The 18,762-nt window shown below is 43.1% G+C and carries 15 protein-coding genes; 8 read left to right on the forward strand and 7 right to left on the reverse strand.

Going from position 1 to position 18,762, the window contains the following annotated elements; all coding sequences use genetic code 11:
- Position 1: 1 nt before the first annotated feature.
- From BDD43_RS28630 to BDD43_RS28650, 5 genes are all read left to right on the forward strand, one after another.
- Positions 2-730, forward strand: a complete 729-nt coding sequence (locus BDD43_RS28630; protein ID WP_121201640.1) for a Spy/CpxP family protein refolding chaperone — start codon at positions 2-4, stop codon at positions 728-730.
- 91 nt (positions 731-821) lie between these two features.
- Complete coding sequence (locus tag BDD43_RS28635; RefSeq protein ID WP_121201641.1) at positions 822-1,607, forward strand: YHYH protein; 786 nt, start codon at positions 822-824, stop codon at positions 1,605-1,607.
- Entirely contained in the window at positions 1,579-2,148 is a 570-nt protein-coding gene (locus tag BDD43_RS28640; RefSeq protein ID WP_162847191.1) for a toxin-antitoxin system YwqK family antitoxin, read from the forward strand. The genes BDD43_RS28635 and BDD43_RS28640 overlap by 29 nt, the downstream gene beginning before the upstream one ends.
- On the forward strand, positions 2,148-2,798 hold the full coding sequence (locus tag BDD43_RS28645; RefSeq protein WP_121201643.1) for an SCO family protein: 651 nt from the start codon (positions 2,148-2,150) through the stop codon (positions 2,796-2,798). Before BDD43_RS28640 ends, BDD43_RS28645 begins: the two co-directional genes overlap by 1 nt.
- A gap of 211 nt (positions 2,799-3,009) precedes the next feature.
- The gene (locus BDD43_RS28650; protein WP_121201644.1) at positions 3,010-3,708 is read left to right on the forward strand and encodes a ComF family protein; all 699 of its coding nucleotides are present in this window, start codon (positions 3,010-3,012) and stop codon (positions 3,706-3,708) included.
- Between the two features lie 37 nt (positions 3,709-3,745).
- On the opposite strand, the gene BDD43_RS28655 is transcribed toward BDD43_RS28650, so the two are convergent.
- The 3 genes from BDD43_RS28655 to BDD43_RS28665 form a co-directional block, all read right to left on the reverse strand.
- Positions 3,746-6,139 (reverse strand): PAS domain S-box protein, encoded by a 2,394-nt coding sequence (locus BDD43_RS28655; protein ID WP_121201645.1) that lies wholly within the window; start codon positions 6,137-6,139, stop codon positions 3,746-3,748.
- 12 nt (positions 6,140-6,151) lie between these two features.
- Positions 6,152-7,423: a serine hydroxymethyltransferase gene (gene glyA / locus BDD43_RS28660; RefSeq protein ID WP_121201646.1), complete on the reverse strand. Its 1,272-nt coding sequence runs from the start codon at positions 7,421-7,423 to the stop codon at positions 6,152-6,154.
- Between the two features lie 146 nt (positions 7,424-7,569).
- A complete protein-coding gene (locus BDD43_RS28665; RefSeq protein WP_121201647.1) occupies positions 7,570-8,319 on the reverse strand; it encodes a segregation and condensation protein A in 750 nt (249 codons plus the stop codon).
- 241 nt (positions 8,320-8,560) lie between these two features.
- On the opposite strand from BDD43_RS28665, the gene dxs reads away from it, so the two are divergent.
- Complete coding sequence (gene dxs, locus BDD43_RS28670) at positions 8,561-10,489, forward strand: 1-deoxy-D-xylulose-5-phosphate synthase (protein WP_121201648.1); 1,929 nt, start codon at positions 8,561-8,563, stop codon at positions 10,487-10,489.
- Positions 10,490-10,519: 30 nt separating this feature from the next.
- Here dxs and BDD43_RS28675 read toward each other — a convergent pair whose 3' ends face one another.
- The 4 genes from BDD43_RS28675 to dcd form a co-directional block, all read right to left on the reverse strand.
- On the reverse strand, positions 10,520-11,011 hold the full coding sequence (locus tag BDD43_RS28675) for an ankyrin repeat domain-containing protein (RefSeq protein WP_121201649.1): 492 nt from the start codon (positions 11,009-11,011) through the stop codon (positions 10,520-10,522).
- Positions 11,011-13,749 carry a TonB-dependent receptor plug domain-containing protein gene (locus BDD43_RS28680; protein ID WP_121201650.1) on the reverse strand — a complete coding sequence of 913 codons (2,739 nt, stop codon included), beginning with the start codon at positions 13,747-13,749 and terminating at the stop codon, positions 11,011-11,013. Before BDD43_RS28680 ends, BDD43_RS28675 begins: the two co-directional genes overlap by 1 nt.
- 32 nt (positions 13,750-13,781) lie before the next feature.
- Positions 13,782-16,496, reverse strand: coding sequence for a TonB-dependent receptor plug domain-containing protein (locus BDD43_RS28685; RefSeq protein WP_121201651.1), 2,715 nt, complete (start codon positions 16,494-16,496; stop codon positions 13,782-13,784).
- Between the two features lie 257 nt (positions 16,497-16,753).
- Positions 16,754-17,290: a dCTP deaminase gene (gene dcd, locus BDD43_RS28690; RefSeq protein ID WP_121201652.1), complete on the reverse strand. Its 537-nt coding sequence runs from the start codon at positions 17,288-17,290 to the stop codon at positions 16,754-16,756.
- 69 nt (positions 17,291-17,359) lie between these two features.
- Between dcd and BDD43_RS28695 the strand changes: the two genes are divergently transcribed.
- Positions 17,360-18,004: a 4'-phosphopantetheinyl transferase family protein gene (locus tag BDD43_RS28695; RefSeq protein ID WP_121201653.1), complete on the forward strand. Its 645-nt coding sequence runs from the start codon at positions 17,360-17,362 to the stop codon at positions 18,002-18,004.
- Complete coding sequence (gene lipB / locus BDD43_RS28700; RefSeq protein WP_121201654.1) at positions 18,004-18,726, forward strand: lipoyl(octanoyl) transferase LipB; 723 nt, start codon at positions 18,004-18,006, stop codon at positions 18,724-18,726. The genes BDD43_RS28695 and lipB overlap by 1 nt, the downstream gene beginning before the upstream one ends.
- Positions 18,727-18,762: the final 36 nt, after the last annotated feature.

An 18,762-nucleotide genomic window follows, 5' to 3' on the forward strand; every position in this document is an offset into this window, starting at 1 on the left:
TATGAAAAATTATAAAATATGGTTGGTAATTGTAATTGGCTTACTGCTAGTAAATAGCGTTGTGCTAGCTTTAATGTGGTTTCATAAACGAATTCCCGTATTGTCGGCAAAGCTTCAAAACAAACCACAACAATACCTTGAGCCCAAGGATGTTTTAATTAACACCTTAGCCTTTACACCTAAACAAGCAACACTATTTGAAGCCATGCGCAGCAAGCACAGGCAGTTGGTTAACAACCTAAACCAGCAAAACCACCAATTGCGGGATAGCTTGTTTTCGATCATAAAAAAGCCAAAAGCCGATACCGCACTTATTAATAACATGGCCAAAAAACTGGGCGATAACCAATCGCAGATAGAAAAGGTTACGCTGTACCACTTTAGAGACCTGCGCGCCATACTCACACCAGCGCAGCAGGTTAAGTTTGATGGTGTAATAGCTCAGGTATTACAAATGATGGGTACCCCGGGCAGGCCGCCAGGCGGCCCGCCTATTAACGATGCGCGCGGCAACGCCCCAACGGGTGCAGAAAAACGCGGTAGCCAGCATCAGCCGCCACAGAACAATATGAGGACTGGGCCAAATGGCCAAAACCACCATCATATGGGGCCGCCGCCCGACGGTATGCCACCACCGCCGGATAAAGACGGACATCGCCCGCCGCCTCCCGGGCCTGATGACGGTCCGCCACCTAACGGGCCTCCGCCCGACGGGCACCCTCCGCTTTAACTTGCTTTAAAAAATATTTTACATTACCCGAAGGATTTAATCGGGAACGGAATCTAATTGATCATATAACCCTTTGCCCCTAATCACAATCATGAATAAACTATTTTTATCAGCCGGCAGCATCATGATGCTGCTGGTTATTACCTGCGCCTGCAAAAAAAACAGCTCATCTACCGATAGTACCGATTCCTCTTCTATCGCCGTAGTAACCAATGTAGGTGCCAACGTACCCGATGTTTACAAAAAAATTTATGGTGCAACAGATATTTATATCGATGGCGATTATGTAGTAATTAAGGCAAAAAACCTTCCCGATCATAAATCGCCATATTACCAAAATACAAAATGGGCATCAACGATGTACGAAGCCTACAACGGCACCAACCCGTTATGGAGCCAAAACCCAAATACCATTGCCGAAAACGATGCTACTTATAAAATACCGCTGCACCCGGCAGTAGCAACCACTCACGCCTCTACACCACTGGGCTCAATGGGCGTTGCCGTAAATGGTGTTGCCATATTTAACCAATACGCTGCAATGCGTGCCCCGCTTACCAACGAGGTTAACGGTTTCGATCAATACGGAGGCCATCCGCAGCAAAGCGGTGTTTACCATTACCATGCCGAACCTTATTACTTAACTACAAAAAAGGGTAAAGATGCCTTGTTAGGTTTTCTGTTAGATGGTTTCCCGGTTTACGGGCCAAGCGAAGGCGGTAAAACCATTACCAATGCCGATTTGGATGTTTATCATGGCCACACCACCGTAACAGCCGATTATCCTAACGGCATTTATCATTACCATGTTACATCTGCCGACCCATACATTAACGGAAATGGTTTTTATGGTACACCCGGAACAATATCTCAATAAGTTTTCGCTCTTGCTTTTAGCAACTCTGCTGTTTGCATGTAGCCAAAAACCGGCAAGCATGGGTATTATACCTATGGCCGATATAAGCCTAAAACAACGGCAGGGCACGCTTTATTTTAAAGGTGTGCCCTTCAACGGCACCACCTTCGAGTTATTTGATAATGGCGATACCGCTAAAGCAGTGCCTTATGTAAACGGAAAAGAAAACGGCATAATGCAGTGGTGGCATCCTAACAAACAATTGGCACAAAAACGATTGTTTGTGAATGGCCGTAAAGAAGGTGTGCATATGGGCTGGTGGCCAAACGGTAAAAAACAGTTTGAATACCATTTTACTAACGATGAATATGAGGGCGAAGTGAAAGAATGGTTTAGCAATGGCACCGTGTTCCGCATATTTCATTACGCCGCCGGGCACGAAGCCGGGAGCCAAAAAATGTGGTGGGAAGATGGCAAGATACGCGCAAACTACGTAATAGTTAATGGCGAAAAATTTGGTTTATTTGGGCAAAAACTGTGCGTAAACGATGTAAAAAACTAATGGGAAATAACAAGGTAATACTACTTATATTGCTGCTTACTGCATTGGCTTGCACACCCAAAAAGCCCGCCGACGTTAAACTTCCCTACTTTAACACGCCCGATTTTACGCCCATTTGGCTGGATAAGAGTACGGCCGAATATCAAAACCTACACACCATACCTGCCTTTAGTTTTACCGACCAAAACGGAAACAGCATAACCAACCAAACCGTAAATAATAAAATTTATGTGGTTGATTTCTTTTTTACCCGCTGCCAAAACATTTGCCCTAAAATGACGGGCAATATGGCCAAAGTATCCGCCGCCTTTATCGGCCATCCCAACATACTGATGCTTTCGCACTCGGTTACTCCCGAACTGGATAATATTGCAGTACTGCGCAACTACGCCAAGCTTAAAAACGTAACCAACCCCAATTGGCACCTGCTAACCGGCGATAAAAAGCAGATATATGATATTGCCCGAAAAGGCTACTTTGCCGATAACGCCATTGGCTACAATAAAGATTTTAACGAATTTTTGCACACCGAAAACTTTATCCTCGTTGACGGGCAACACCACATCCGTGGTGTATACAATGGCACTATTGATTTTGAGATAGACAATTTAATAAGGCACATCAAAATTTTAGAAAAGGAAGTGGATTGAAGGGAATGGAAGATGGGTAAGGGGGGATATTGTAAGAAATTTATCGTGATAAAAATCCCAAATCTCGCATTTCCAAAACCACATCTTCCATATTGCCTGTTCCATCTTCCATTGCCGACCGTGGTGTTTAAAGCGTATTAATTTAACCCTGTTTTTTAATTAATTTGTGCCGGGCTTTTATATCCAAACCTAATCCGCTATTTTCATCGTGATGAATCAAGTTAGCCGTTACCTTCACCATTTTGTTGCGCTAATTTTCCCCGAGCTATGCCAGGCCTGCGGCGCAAGTTTGATAGCCGCCGAAAAGGTAATTTGCATTAACTGCACTTACAATTTACCTTATACCAATTTCCATCAACAGCCCGATAATGTGGTGGCCCGGCAACTTTGGGGGCGCATTAACTTGCAGGCTGTATATGTGCTGCTGTATTTTGTAAAGGGCGGCAAGGTGCAAAACATGATGCACCGGTTTAAATATAACAACATGCCACAAATTGGCAACCGCCTGGGGCAAATTGCAGGCGCCCAGTTGGCCGGGGCTGCCGCATACCAAAATATTGATGTTATAATACCGGTGCCTTTGCACCCAAAAAAGTTAAAACAAAGGGGTTATAACCAAAGCGAAAGATTTGCCGACGGCTTATCCGAAAAAATGACTGCCCGGGTTGACACAGGCAGCCTTATCCGGGTTAAACATACCGATACCCAAACAAAAAAATCGCGCTTTTCGCGATACGAAAACATGAAGGAAGTGTTTACCGTACTGCATCCCGAAAGGTTAACAGGCAAACACGTTTTATTGGTTGATGATATTATAACCACCGGCTCTACCTTAGAAGCCTGCGGTTTAGAGTTGCTCAAAATACCGGGGCTTACGCTAAGCCTAGCCGCAATTGCCTACGCCGAGTGATGCAAACCACGAGCAAAGCACCCTGTATATAAAAACATTAATCTTTAGAGTACCTGCTAATTTTATCGTAAAGCGTTTTTTGGTCAAAGGGCTTTAACACATAATCGTTCATGCCGGCTTCGTCTATCAAATCCATTTGGTTGGTAAGCATAGATGCCGTAAGCGCTATAACAGGCAATTGTTGGGCATATGCATTATCCTTTGCACGTAATATACGGGTTGCTTCCAGCCCGCCCATTTCGGGCATATGTATATCCATCAAAACCACATCATAATTATGGTTGGTTTCAATTTTATCAAGGGCCTGCAAACCGTTCTCCGCAAAATCGGAGGTAGCACCCCATTTTTTTAGTACTTTATCAATCAATAACCTGTTAATATGGTTATCGTCAACAACTAAAACGTTTAGTTTTAGCCCTATTCTAATTTCACTGGTATTGGTATCCAAGGTATTTTTTCCTTTATTAAATGTTATTGTAAACCAAAATTTTGAACTTTGGCCATATACACTCTCCACATTAATGCGCGAATCATGAAGTTCAACAAGGCGCTTGGTAATGGCCAAGCCAAGGCCCGTGCCACCATATAAGCGTGTAATATTGGCTTCCGCCTGTTTAAACGACTCAAATATGCTACTAATTTTTTCGGGATGGATGCCTATGCCCGTGTCCGACACTTCAAACCTGATGCGCACCTGGTTTTTATTTTGCTCTATTACTTTAAGATCGATTACGATGCCGCCCTTATCGGTAAATTTAAGCGAATTGCCTACCAGGTTTAACAATATCTGGCATATCCGTGTTTTATCGCCCAAAATATATTGGGGTATACTTTCATCAATTTGCGCGTGCAAATAAATACCCTTGGCCTGCGCCTTAAAATTCATTGAATTTATAACGCTGTTAACCAGGTCGCGCATGTCAACATTTATTTTCTCCAGCTCAATATTACCGGTTTCAACTTTAGTAAAATCAAGCACATCGTTTATCAGCGTCATTAAATTATCGGCCGAAAACTTCAAAATACTCAGGTTTTCTTTTTGCGATGGGGCAGGGTTATCATCCATCAACAAATCGGATATACCAATAACTGCATTAAGGGGCGTGCGTATCTCGTGGCTCATTACCGATATAAACATATCTTTAGCCCGGTTTAGTTGTAAAGCCTCCTCTTTAGTGGCAATCAGTTCAAGTTCGGCTTTCTTTTTCGAAGTAATATCAATAATAACCTCAATATACTTGTCAACATCGCCGTTGCTATCTAAAATAATGGAGTTGATAACCGATATCCAGAGCGGTTGCCCGTCTTTACGATAAATGAGCAAATCAACCTCAAACGATTGTTTGGCTTCCGAAAGTTCACGTGCCTTTTGTATAATTGCCAAATCGGTTAATTCGCCCTGCAAAACATCACCAAGGTGCTTATTTTGCACATCCTTTAACTGGTAACCTGTTATAGTTTCAAAGGCATCGTTTATCCAAACTACATTATTATTGGCGTTACTTATCACCACACCGTTGCTAACCTTGCTGGCCACTAACGATAGCTGTTGCAATTCGGCAAGCATTTGCTTTTGGTAAGTAATATCGCGGCCACTGGCATACCAGCTTTGCTGTTTAGAAATTACCGACCAGCTAATCCACCTTACTTCGCCATTTTTGGTTATTATTCTGGTTTCAACTTCATAAGCCTTTTTGTTGTTCCTTAACCCTTCTTCAACAACATGTAATACGCTTTCCCTATCTTCCGGATGAAAAAATATCCATATCGGTTTGCCAATTGATTGCTCCGGCGTAAAGCCGAGTATACGTGTTACCGAATCGTTAATAAGCTCTATGTTAGAGTCCCTATCCATTACGCAATGGATCTCGGGCGAATTATTAAAAAGGTTAAAAAACTCGTTATGAAGCTTTAAGTTCTCCTCGAGTTCCTTTTTTTGTTTTCGCAATTCCAGGTGCGACATTACCTCGCGCGCAAGCGTAGTTAAGGCATCGCGCTGCTCAAAGGTTAGCTTACGCGGAACGCTATCAATAACGCATAACGAACCTAAACGAAAGCCTTTGCTATCAATTAGCGGGGCGCCGGCATAAAAACGAACGTTTGGCTCGCCTGTCACTAAGGCATTATTTACAAAAAGTTCGTTCTCTAAAGCATCCGGAATTTCTAATATCTCATCGCCAAGGATGGTATACCGGCAAAATGCATCGGCACGTGGTGTTTCGGATACTTCTAAACCAACTTTCGACTTAAACCATTGGCGCTCAACATCAATTAGCGAAATTAAGGCGATGGGCACCTCGCAAATATAAGAGGCAAGGCGGGTTATGGCATCGTAATCCCGTTCGGGAAGGGTATCTAATACATGATAAGACTCGAGCGCTGCAATGCGCCCTGCCTCGTTTTCAGCAACAGTAATACCATCTAACACCATAATCTCCTAAAGTTAACTATATAACGGAAATTTCGCCGTTAATTCGTTAACCTTTTTACGAACTTTTTTAATATTGGCTTCACTTTCGTGGTCTTTTATCACCGAGTCTATCAATTCAACAATTTTTTCCATTTCTTTTTCTTTTAAACCACGCGTTGTAATTGCGGCCGTACCCACGCGGATACCCGATGTTACAAACGGAGATTTATCATCAAACGGAACCATGTTTTTGTTAACAGTAATATCAGCCTTAACTAAAGCGTTCTCGGCATCTTTTCCGGAAATATTTTTGTTACGCAAATCAAGCAATATCAGGTGATTATCTGTACCGCCCGAAACGATGTTATAACCAAGCTTAATAAACGCAGCGGCCATTACGGCGGCATTTTTTTTAACCTGTACAACATATTTCATGTAGTTATCGCTTAAAGCTTCGCCAAAAGCGATGGCCTTTGCAGCGATGATGTGCTCAAGCGGCCCGCCTTGCGTACCGGGGAATACAGCCGAATCTAATATAGCCGACATCATTCTAACCTCGCCTTTAGGTGTTTTTAGTCCCCATGGGTTTTCAAAATCCTTGCCTAACATAATCATTCCGCCACGCGGGCCGCGTAATGTTTTGTGGGTGGTAGTGGTAACAATATGGCAATGCGGAAGCGGATCTGTAAGCAAACCACGGGCAATTAAACCTGCCGGGTGCGAAATATCTGCCAAAACAAGGGCACCAACTTCATCGGCAACCTGGCGTATAAATTCGTAATCCCAATCGCGCGAGTATGCCGAAGCACCGCAAATTATCATTTTGGGCTTTTCTTTTAAAGCAACTTCTTTTAATTTATCATAATCAATTAACCCGGTTTCTTTTACCACGCCGTAAAAAAATGGCTTGTACAACTTACCCGAAAAATTTACCGGCGAACCATGTGTTAAGTGCCCGCCATGCGAAAGATCAAAACCCAATATTTTATCGCCAGGTTGTAAACAGGCCAGCATTACTGCTGCATTGGCTTGCGCGCCCGAGTGCGGTTGTACGTTTGCCCAGGCAGCGTTAAATAATTGTTTAGCCCGCTCAATAGCAATAGTTTCTATTTCGTCTACAATTTCGCAGCCACCATAATAGCGTTTACCGGGTAAGCCTTCGGCATATTTATTGGTTGCAACCGAGCCAGCAGCTTCCATAACTTGCTTGCTTACAAAGTTTTCTGATGCTATCAGTTCCAGGCCTTCTTCCTGGCGCTGCAACTCTTCTTCCAATAAATCAAAAATAAGTTTATCTCTTTTCATGAGGGGTTGAATTAATGCCGCAAAGGTAGCCAAATTTTATTTGGTTTAATGAGTTGTTCTATAGAAATTTAGCTATGTTATAGGGCTATAATACAACGCCACATACTAATTATTTTATCAGGTAGGCCCCGCTATAGGGCATGTTATCAGCTTTCCGCCCTTGGCGATATCCAGAAATTGTTATACCCCAGGCCTATCTGTATGTCAACCAATTCTTGCTGAAGCATCTCTAGCACGGCCAAAAAGTTATACACAAAGTGAACCCTGTTTTCCGAGTTTGTACGTATTGCGCTAAAATCGAGCCGTTTGTTAATGGCCAGCAATGCGCTAATAGCCTTCTTTTGCTTCTCAATAGTGTAAGGGTATTGCACCACGGTATGCTTTACTTCCTGGCTTTTGCTTTTGTAACGCGTCATAACCCGGCTATAAACCATCATTAACTTATACAGGTCAAAACTTTCAAGCTCCTCGCCAGGCGCGGCCAATTCGGCAACGGCCTCCATATCCAGGTGTATGGCTCCGCGCTTCTCTTGTTTAAGCCTGTCTTCTTCCAGGGGTTTAAGCTCTTCGCAAACCAATTTAAACTTTTTGTACTCAATAAGCTTGCGTATCAGGTCTTCTTTAAGGTCAATCTCGTTGCCGTCTGCGTCAACTTCGTAGCGTGGTAACAACATTTTGGCCTTAATGCGCATCAGCGTAGCGGCAACAAAAATAAATTCGCTGGCCAGCTCCATATTAAGGCTGTTCATCTGGTGGATGTACGACAAAAAATCGTCGGTTATTTTGGCTATCGAAATTTCGTGTATATCCAGCTCATCCCGCTCTATAAAGAACAGAAGCAGATCAAACGGACCTTCAAACTGGGGTAAATGAATTTCGAAACCTTCTTCAACCATGATTAGCCTCCAAAAATAAACGTTTTAAAACAAGTAAGGCATTAAAAATAGCAAAGTATAACAACAATACCTGCCGCCACTGACTTAATTATGTGTTTAGTATTGAGTCGGGAGTCCGCAATATTGAGTTGAACACTAAACCGAATCAAAAAAGCATCATAAAATAAATGACAACGATTTGTCATGGTTTTTAGCAACTAAATAACTTAATTTGTATCTTTAATCCACACGAACATAATTGATGAAAGTATCTGCGGGAAATTTACTGCAAAAAATTAACTACCCTTCTGATTTAAAGCAACTTAAGGAAGAAGAACTAAAGCAACTTAGCCAGGAGCTCCGTCAGTATATTATTGACATCGTTTCGGTTAATGGCGGCCATTTTGGTGCCAGCTTAGGCGTTGTAGAGTTAACAGTTGCCCTGCATTATATATTAGACACACCTTACGACCAATTGGTTTGGGATGTTGGCCACCAGGCCTACGGCCACAAAATACTAACCGGCCGGCGCGATATTTTTGATACCAACCGCGTTTATGGCGGCATAAGCGGTTTCCCAAAACGCTCAGAGAGCGAATATGATACTTTTGGCGTGGGCCACTCATCAACCTCCATTTCGGCGGCTTTGGGTATGGCGGTAGCATCGCAATACAAAGGCGAAACCAACAGGCAGCACGTAGCCGTTATTGGCGATGGCTCCATGACAGCCGGGCTTGCCTTTGAAGCGCTTAACCATGCCGGTATAGAAAACAGTAACCTGCTTGTTATTTTAAACGATAACAACATGGCTATTGACCCTAACGTGGGTGCCCTTAAAGAGTACTTAACTGATATTTCAACCTCAAAACCTTATAACCGCTTTAGGGACGATATTGCCCGTATGTTGAGCAAAATATCATCATACGGCCCCGATGCGTTTAAAATGGCCAAAAAAATAGAGAAGAGTATAAAAGGTACCCTGCTTAAAAAAAGCAACCTTTTTGAGGCTTTGCAATTTAGATACTTTGGCCCTATTGATGGCCACGATGTTGAACACCTGGTAGGTGTACTGCGCGACCTGCGCGATATACCCGGCCCCAAACTTTTACATTGTGTAACCGTTAAAGGTAAAGGCTATGCCCTGGCCGAAAAGGACCAAACCAAATGGCACGCTCCCGGCTTGTTTGATAAAATAACCGGAGAAATTAAAAAAGCCGTTTACGACAAGCCACAACCGCCAAAATATCAGGATGTTTTTGGGCACACCATAGTTGAGCTTGCCGAAAAAAATGATAAAATTATGGGCATAACCCCGGCTATGCCGAGTGGCTGCTCGTTAAATATCATGATGAAGGCCATGCCTAACCGCGCTTTTGACGTAGGCATTGCCGAACAGCACGCAGTAACTTTTTCGGCAGGGCTGGCTACCCAGGGCCTGGTGCCTTTCTGCAACATTTACTCCAGTTTTATGCAACGCGCATACGACCAGGTGATACACGATGTAGCTATACAAAAATTAAACGTTGTTTTTTGCTTAGATAGGGCCGGTTTTGCCGGTGCCGACGGTGCAACCCACCATGGTGCTTACGATTTGGCTTATATGCGCTGCATACCCAATATAACCGTATCGGCACCTATGAATGAGGAAGAACTGCGCAACCTCATGTTTACCGCACAGCAACAAAACATGGGCCCATTTGTTATACGCTACCCGCGTGGCAACGGTGTAATGGTTGACTGGCAACGCCCAATGAAAGCAATACCCGTAGGCAAGGGCCGTAAAGTTTGCGATGGTGAAGAAGTAGCCATATTATCAATAGGTGCCATTGGCAACGAGGTTGTAAAGGCCTGTAGCCAACTCAATACCGAAGGCTACCATCCCGCACATTACGATTTACGTTTTGTTAAACCACTTGACGAAGCCCTGCTGCACGAGGTTTTTACCAACTTTGATAAAGTAATTACCGTTGAAGACGGCTGCCTGCAAGGCGGAATGGGCAGTGCCGTTATTGAATTTATGAGCGACCATAATTACCACGCCCAAGTAATACGCCTGGGTATACCCGATAAGTTTATTGAACATGGCGAGCAACCCGAGCTTTGGGCCGAATGCGGCTTTAACGCAACCGCAATTGCAACCCAGGTTAGAAACGTTGCCGTAAATCGCACTACACAAACTATAGCTTCGTAAGGTTTTTAAATATTACTTTCAATATCTGGCCTAATCAAAAAACTGCACTATGTTATAGTTTGCTATTTTGTTAGCCAAGCCTAAAGGACTTATGCCTGAGTCATTTTCATTATCGGGATTAGCCCCTTTGGCGAGTAATAGTTTAATTATCTCGCCGTTACCTTTTGAGGCAAATACTGCTCTCCACAGTGCAGTGTTACCATAGTCATCTTTAGTTTCTACGTTCGCACCTTTCTCAATAAGCAGACCAACTACAACAAATTTTGAGTTTTGCACAGCATAATGTAATGGGCTCCATCCCTTGTTGTCTTTCAAATCAATATTAGCCTTACTTTCTAACAGTAAGGCTACCAAATCATCAAAGCCAGCAATAATGGCATGAAATAACATAGTCCGATCATTATTATCTACTAAGTCAATATTCAGAGTATTCACCCAACTATTGATAACGGCTATATTGTTAACGTATATGGATTTAACAATCTCGTTTGGCAACTTAACTGTTTTTTTTCCTTTAATCATTACTCCACCTTATACCTGTAAACTCTCCTAACCATATTACCGTCGGTATCAATACCTTCAATTACGGCGCGGTAAGTTCCGGGGTTATCGGCGTTAAAAAATTCTACGGCTGCTTTGCCGTCTTTATCGGTTATGATGTTGGCGTTCCAGTAAATGGTGCTGCGTAAATCGGCAATGCTCTTGTTAATCTTAGGGTCGTCGTAGCGTGGTGCGTAAAACTCACGGGCCTTGTAAAGCCCTTTGGGTTTAAAGCTTAATACGCCATCTGCCGACACTTCCTGCTTACCCCACGAATCGGCATAATCTTCGGGTGTTTGTTTGGATGTTACCAGCAATACGCCGCCTTGCCCCCGGCTGCCATATATTACAGATTGTGCTAAATTTAACACCTCAATACTTGCTACGGTACTAATATCAATATCATCAAGTGTGTAGGGCTGGCCCGGAACACCGTCCATGGGGTTTCCATCCAACACAATCATCATCGTACCCGTTCTAGACGATGCAACATGCGTTATCGGGTTTATAGTAACGCCCGGCACACCAACCATAGCATCTATCAACCGCAAGTGCTGCGCTAACTTATCGGCTTTTACAATCCACTCATGGTTATTACCGGCATTTAAATTATCGGTATGCCTTAGTTCCTGTTTCTTATCTTTAATATTTACTTCCTTCAATACATTGGTTTTGCTCGTCATGCCGTATTTCGAAAACTCGTCGTATTGCTTTTTACTATTTTTAAGGTAAGTTACCATGGTGCTGTTCACATCCGCGTCGGTAACATATTTGTTTTTGCCAATAGCGGGGGGCTTTATTTTATCTAACACAACAACCACGTTATCGCCGTCCTTTTTTGTACGGCCCTGTAGCCTAAACTTGCTGCTGTCTGCAAAAGTAAGGTCGTTAAACAAAAACCTGCCTTGCTCATCGCTCACGGTGTTCATCACTTCCATGTGGCCCATATTTGTAATCAGTATAACTTTACCATTTGCAATAGGCTTGCCACCCGGGGTTTTAATGGCACCGCTAATATCAAGGCCTTTTTCGGGCTTAAATGCAAGTGCGGGTAAGTTATCGGTAAGCACATCTTTCCATTCAAATCTGCGGTAACCTTGTGTAAGCATCAAAATATCTAAATCGGTTTTAGCCTTGTCATTATCGCTAAAATAATAATTGGGTTTCTCAATATACCCTTTAATTTCGGATGTGAGCAGCATGTTGGCTAAAATGGAGTTTTCGTCATCCTCGTTAACAGCTACTTTGGTTTCATCGGTTATAGCTATCGAGAAGGCTCCTAATGCGGGTTGATTATCGGGATGCTTGGCTTCAACATTTAAATTTACCTTTTCGCGGGGTTTGTAAGTTTCTTTGGTGCTGTTTACATTCAGGCTAAGTTGCTCCGGGTTTTGTATAAATACGATGCGCTCGTTCAAAGGCTCGCCCTTAGCCGAAAAAAGCGTAAACTGTGTGATACCGGTGGGGAAACGACTTTTAGCAATACTGGTTGTAAACACGGTTGATTCGAGCTTGCTTTGAGCCGTATAAACCACATTGCCTGCGCATTGCGCCACCAAATTAATTTCGGCGTTTTGATTTTGCTGAAAAGTGGATTGGCTTAGTGCTACTTTAACCGTGATGTTGGCTGCCGTGCTGTTGTTAAAAACACTAAGTACGTAACCATCGTTAGCGGCCAGCGGCAGGTTCACGGTGCCGTTGCTGCCATCCGGATAGGTAAGTTTAGCAGTATATTTTCTCCCTGTTTCGGGTGTCAAAAAAAACATACCCATTCCCGCATGGGCCGTTGTAACAAAGGCAACTTCTTTACCCTGATCGTCAAATACCGAACCCTTAATTTCTGTGCCCAGGCCGTTGCTGCCAACTGCTTTAAAGGCTACCTTGCTACGCACGCCGTTAACAAGGCTGCCGCTTTCCGGAAAAAACTGCACATCAACCTTATCTGCCGCAGGCTTCACGGTAAGCACGTTGGTAACCACCTGTTTGGGGTCAATTTTAATGTGGGTAGTGATAGCGGTATTTTGAGCATCGGTGCTGTTCAAAAAGCTAAAACCTAAATCGCCGCTAATATTGGTAACACCCTTGCCTTTAATAATTGATGGAGGGCTATCATGCTTAACTTCGTAAGTTACATCCCGCCCAATATAGGGCTTGTCGTCAATAGTCGAATAATGGATAGTGCCATCCACCTTGGTTTGGTTACCCAGGTTGCTATAAACATAGCTGGCCTTTGTAAATACAGCATTGATAATACCATTGGCAATGGGGATATTAATTTCAAAAAAGCAAGGCTTGGGCGCATTACGCATCCAGTTGGTATAGGCGCGTAAGCGATAATTACCTTCTTTTAACGAGTCGGTAAGTTTAATATCGCCCCAGGCAAGCCCTGCTATAACGGGCAATTTAAACGCCCGCTGCACCGAATCCCTATCATTAATTAATTCAACATTTAATACCCCGCTTATTTTAGATAATACATGGTTGCTGCCGGTAGTAATATAGGCCTTAAACCAAATATCATCGCCAGCGGCATAATAGGGCTTATCAAGCTGCAGGTAAACCTTTTCGCTTGCAAATTTCAAATCGTAGGCATTTAATTTTGCACTTATGGTTTTAACCAAACCAGTATCGGTACAAGCTGCCGGGTTTAGTGTTTTGCCAGGGGCGGCTAAAGCGCCTAAGGGCAATAACAGCATTAAAAATATATAAAATTTGTTCATTGTTGGTTTAGCCTGAAATTTATAATACTAAATTATTGCACTTTATACCTGTACACTTGCCTGCCTATATTACCGTCGTTATCAATCCCTTCAATTACGGCGCGATATGTTCCGGGGCTGTCGGCGTTAAAAAAATCTAAACCGGCAAGCCCGCTTTTATCCGTAATAATATTGGGGTTCCAATAAATTGTGGTGCGCAAATCGGCAACGTATTTATTGGTTTTAGGATTATCATATTGCGGCGAATAAAACTGTCGCGTTCTTTCATAACCTATAGGGCTATACGTTATTATACCCGGAGCATAGCGTTTGTAGCCGTAATTGGGCTCGCCGCGTTTGGTAGTAACAACCAGCACACCACCCCCGCCTTGCGAACCGTAAATGGCAGTTGTACTCCCGGTACGTAAAACTTCAACACTTTCCACATTAGAAGGCGAAAGCTGATCCAAAAAGTCCGAATCCATTTGCATACCATCAACCACAATTAACATGGGTATGTTAGGGCTGCGGGTTGAGTAGGCCACCCCGTTTCTAAAATTAACAAAATTTATTTTTCCTAATAAACACTGTGTTAGGGTAGCACAGGCATCAAGCTGGTCGCTTTTAACAACCTGGTCGGCGTTTCCTACCCCGTTTAAATTACTGGAATATTTCAGCACTTCCTTTTTTTCGGATATGGTTACCTCTTTCAAAAAGCTCGATCGGGTAACCAAACCATATTTTAAAAAGTCGTCGTATTGCCTTTTGCTGTTTATTAAATAAGCGGCCATGTTGCTGCTTATATTAACCTCTACATCGCCCTGGTTTCTGTTTTTTGTAACCGACTGCGGCAATACATTGGTTAACTCAATTTCAACATTTTTGCGCCCTTTTTCGGTACGGGCCTGTACCACAAATTTTACACTATCGGTAAAAACCAGGTTTTTAAAAGCAAAATGGCCCTGCTCGTCGGCAACGGTATCAACCATAAATATCCCCCCGGTGGTAGTTAGTAAAGTTACTTTGGCACGCGGTATAGGCTTGCCGCCGGGCGTTTTAATATTACCCGTAATGTTTAACGATTTTTCGGACGGGTAAATCGGCGGCGAAAAACTACCAGCCATTATTTGCTTCCACTCAAACCGGCGATAACCCTGGGTAAGCATTAACAAATCAAGATCGGATGTGGTTTTTTCGTTTACGTTGGCAAAGTAATAATTTGGTTTCTCTATATAGCCCTTAATATCCGACGATAGCAGCATACTGGCTAGAATGGTATTTTCGTTGCTCTCATCAACCGGCACTTTGGTTTCGTCAATAACCGATACCGAAAAAGCACCGGTTACAGGTTGGCCAGCACTGTTTTTGGCTGCAATGCTCATCTTAACTTTTTCGCGCGTGGTGTACACTGCCTTAGCTGTAGTTAACGCTATATTTAACTGCGGCGCATTTTGAATAAATATTATGCGCTCGTTTAACGCTTCGCCTTTTGCCGAGAACAGCGTAAACTGCACAATGCCGCTTGGGAAACGGCTGCGCGGAACACGCGTTGCAAAAACAGCCGAACTCAATTTGGTTTTAGCAGCATATAAAATTGCACCTCCGGATTGCGCCACCAAACTAATCTCGTTATTTTGATTTTCCTGAAAGGTTGCATCACTTGCGGCTATCCTCAGTGTAATATCATTTTCGTTGCTGTTATAAACGCTTAAAACGTAGCCACGAGTTGCCACTACAGGCAAGGCAACAGTACCCTCGCTCCCATCGGGATAGGTAACTTTGGCAACATATGTTTTACCTGCCTCGGGTATCAGGGTAAAAACACCCATACCCAAATGCTGGGTAGTTATTTTAACAATCTCATTATTTTCCGTATCAAATATGGCCCCCTTAATATCAACACCTAAACCATCGGCACCAACTGCTTTAAAGGCCACCTTACTACGCACACCGGCCACCAGGTTACCACTCTCGGGGAAAAACTGCACATCAACCTTAGCCGATGTTGCTTTTATAGGCAGTGTTTTAACCACGGGTTCCTGTTTGGCATTTAACTTAAAACGGGTGGTAATGCTGCCGCTTTTAAACGTTGGCGTATTGTTAACAAAACTCAAATTAATATTGCCCTTATCATCGGTTATGCCTTTGCCTTTGGTTATGGTGCGGTTATCAAGTTGCACCTCGTAACTTACATCTTTACCGGTGTAGGGTTTACCATCAATATCGGCGTAGTTAATTATTGCGCTAACCTTTTGCTGGTTATTTTGACTGGCGTAGTTATAAGTTACTTTGGTAAAAACGGTATTGCTTATGCTATTGCCAACCTGTATAGTTTTATCAAAAAAATATTCGTCGCCTGCGTTGCGCATCCAGTTGGTGTAGGCGCGTATGCGGTAATTGCCTTCTTTTAGCGAGTCGGTTAATTTAATACTTCCCCAACCCAAACCGTAAGTAAGCGGTACCTTCAGTTGTTTTTTTATAGAATCCTCACTGTTTATAAGCTCAACATTAAGCAACCCACTTATGGTTGATAGCTGATGTTTATCGCCCGCGGTTACATAGGCTTTAAACCAAATCTCATCGCCAACGGCATAATAGGGTTTATCTAAATGCAGGTAAACCTTTTCTTGCGGCTGTGCCAATGTCCATGCGTTTAACTGCGTGGCAATTTTTTTGATGATGTCATCGTCGTCAAACTTAGCGAAGCCAAACAGGCATGCTATACCCCCAAGCAAAAGGGCACCAACAATTATTTTCTTCTGTTTCATAGGTTGGTTTAAATATCGGTATAAAAACAGTGAAAACAAATACCGGCTAAGAAGAGGCGGAAAGAAGAGGCAAGACGTAAGAATCAAGAAGTAAGAGCCAAGAAGTCAGGAGTCAGGAACAAGAAAATCCTTTTCGCCAGTGCTGCCTTCCAGGAGTAGCAAAAACGGGCCTCATTTCAAAACACCACAACGCTCTTGATTCTTGACTCTGGGCTCTTGATTCTGGACTCTTGGCTCTTACTTCTTGCCTCTTTCCCTTAAAACTTATTTTTCCACATCATACTTTCTACGGGCCGGGTTGTTGGGTTATTGTATTTGGCGTTGCCTTTGGCATTGTACAGGTTTTCTATTTCGCCTTCAACAACAAAATAAATAAGCTGGCCAATAGGCATACCGGCGTAAATGCGCACAGGCTGCGTGGCCGATATTTCGAGCGTCCAGGTGTTGCAAAAGCCCACATCGCCCTTACCTGCCGTGGCATGTATATCAATACCCAGCCTGCCCGTGCTCGATTTCCCTTCCAAAAAAGGTACATGGGCGTGGGTTTCGGTGTATTCAACAGTTACACCAAGGTATAGGGTATTGGGTTGCAGCACAAAACCGCTTTTAGGTATTTCAAAATGTTCTATCTCGTTATGCACTTTAGCATCAAGCGTCCGGCTGGTATAATTGGCCAAATATTTACCCAAATGCACATCGTAAGAGTTAGTGCCAAGCATCTCCCGGTTAAAAGGTTCAATAATAATATTGCCTTTATCAATCTCCTCCAAAATGCGTTTATCCGATAAAATCATATACTTGTGTAGATACGCCTAAATTAGAATTATTTGATATAATTTTGCACCTTATTTGCAATTTACTTTATGGCTATAGCATTCAGGATGCAGGTTGATGATGATACCGAGTTTGCCCTTTGGAAAATAGAGGAGCAGGCCGACGAATTGTATAAACAACTACAGTTAAACGCCACCGAACAGGCCTATGTTGAAATGCTGGGCAACGGCAAGCGACACCTGCACTGGCTGGGTACGCGGGTATTATTACGCACCATGCTCAATACCGACCAATATATTGATTGCCAGGTTGACGAGCACGGCAAACCATACCTGGTAAATATACCTTACCACATCTCGTTAAGCCACTCGTTTGATTATGCCGCCGTAATGATAAGCAAAAGCAAGCCCGTTGGTATTGACATTGAACTGGTGAGCAAAAAAGTAGAGCGCATTGCCCACAAGTTTATGAACAAGCAGGAACTTGCCTTAATTGAACCCGACCATAAAATTGAGCAACTATACGTTTGCTGGTGCGCCAAAGAGGCCGTTTATAAATGCAATGGCCGCAAGGTAATTTCGTTTTTAGACCACATTAAGCTTGAACTGCCCGGCTGGCATCAGGCTGGTACCATTAAAGCTAAAATTATAAAGGGCACCGAGGTAAACCTGAGTTTTAACGTGAGCTATATGCCTTTTGGCGATTATATGATTGGTTATGTTAAGGGCGAATGATGAAGAATAAACAGGTAATTTTACAAGACTGGGGTTTGATTGATTACAAACAAGCCTGGCAAAAACAAGAAGAGGTATTTGCCAAAACTGTTCAAACCAAAATAGAAATCCGTAATAAAGAAACCGAGTTGCCCGGCAGTACAGCGAATTTACTAACGCCAAATTACCTTGTTTTTTGCGAGCACCCGCATGTTTACACCCTGGGCAAAAGCGGCAAACCCGAGCATTTACTTTTAGATGAACAGGGCCTGCAAGATAAACAAGCTACCTACTACCCTATTAACCGCGGTGGCGATATAACTTACCACGGGCCCGGGCAAATTGTTTGTTACCCCATCCTCGATCTGGATAATTTTTTTACCGATATACACCTTTACCTGCGCACGCTCGAAGAGGCCGTTATTTTAACAATGGCACAGTATGGCTTAAAAGGCGAACGATACGAAGGTTACACAGGCGTTTGGCTTGATGCCGGCATCCCCGCCAGGGCGCGCAAAATATGCGCCATGGGCGTGCGTTGCAGCCGCTGGGTAACCATGCACGGTTTAGCGTTTAATGTAAATACCAATCTGGATTATTTTAAAAACATTGTTCCGTGCGGTATTGATGATAAAGCAGTAACATCTATGCAAGCCGAACTGGGGCAACCGGTAAATATAAATGAAATTAAAAAAACCTTACAGCACCATATTTCCGTATTATTTGAAATGGATGTGGTATGAAAACCTATTGTATAATTTTATTGAGCCTTACAGCCT

The sequence above is a fragment of the Mucilaginibacter gracilis genome (assembly GCF_003633615.1).
Classification (GTDB): Bacteria; Bacteroidota; Bacteroidia; order Sphingobacteriales; family Sphingobacteriaceae; genus Mucilaginibacter; species Mucilaginibacter gracilis.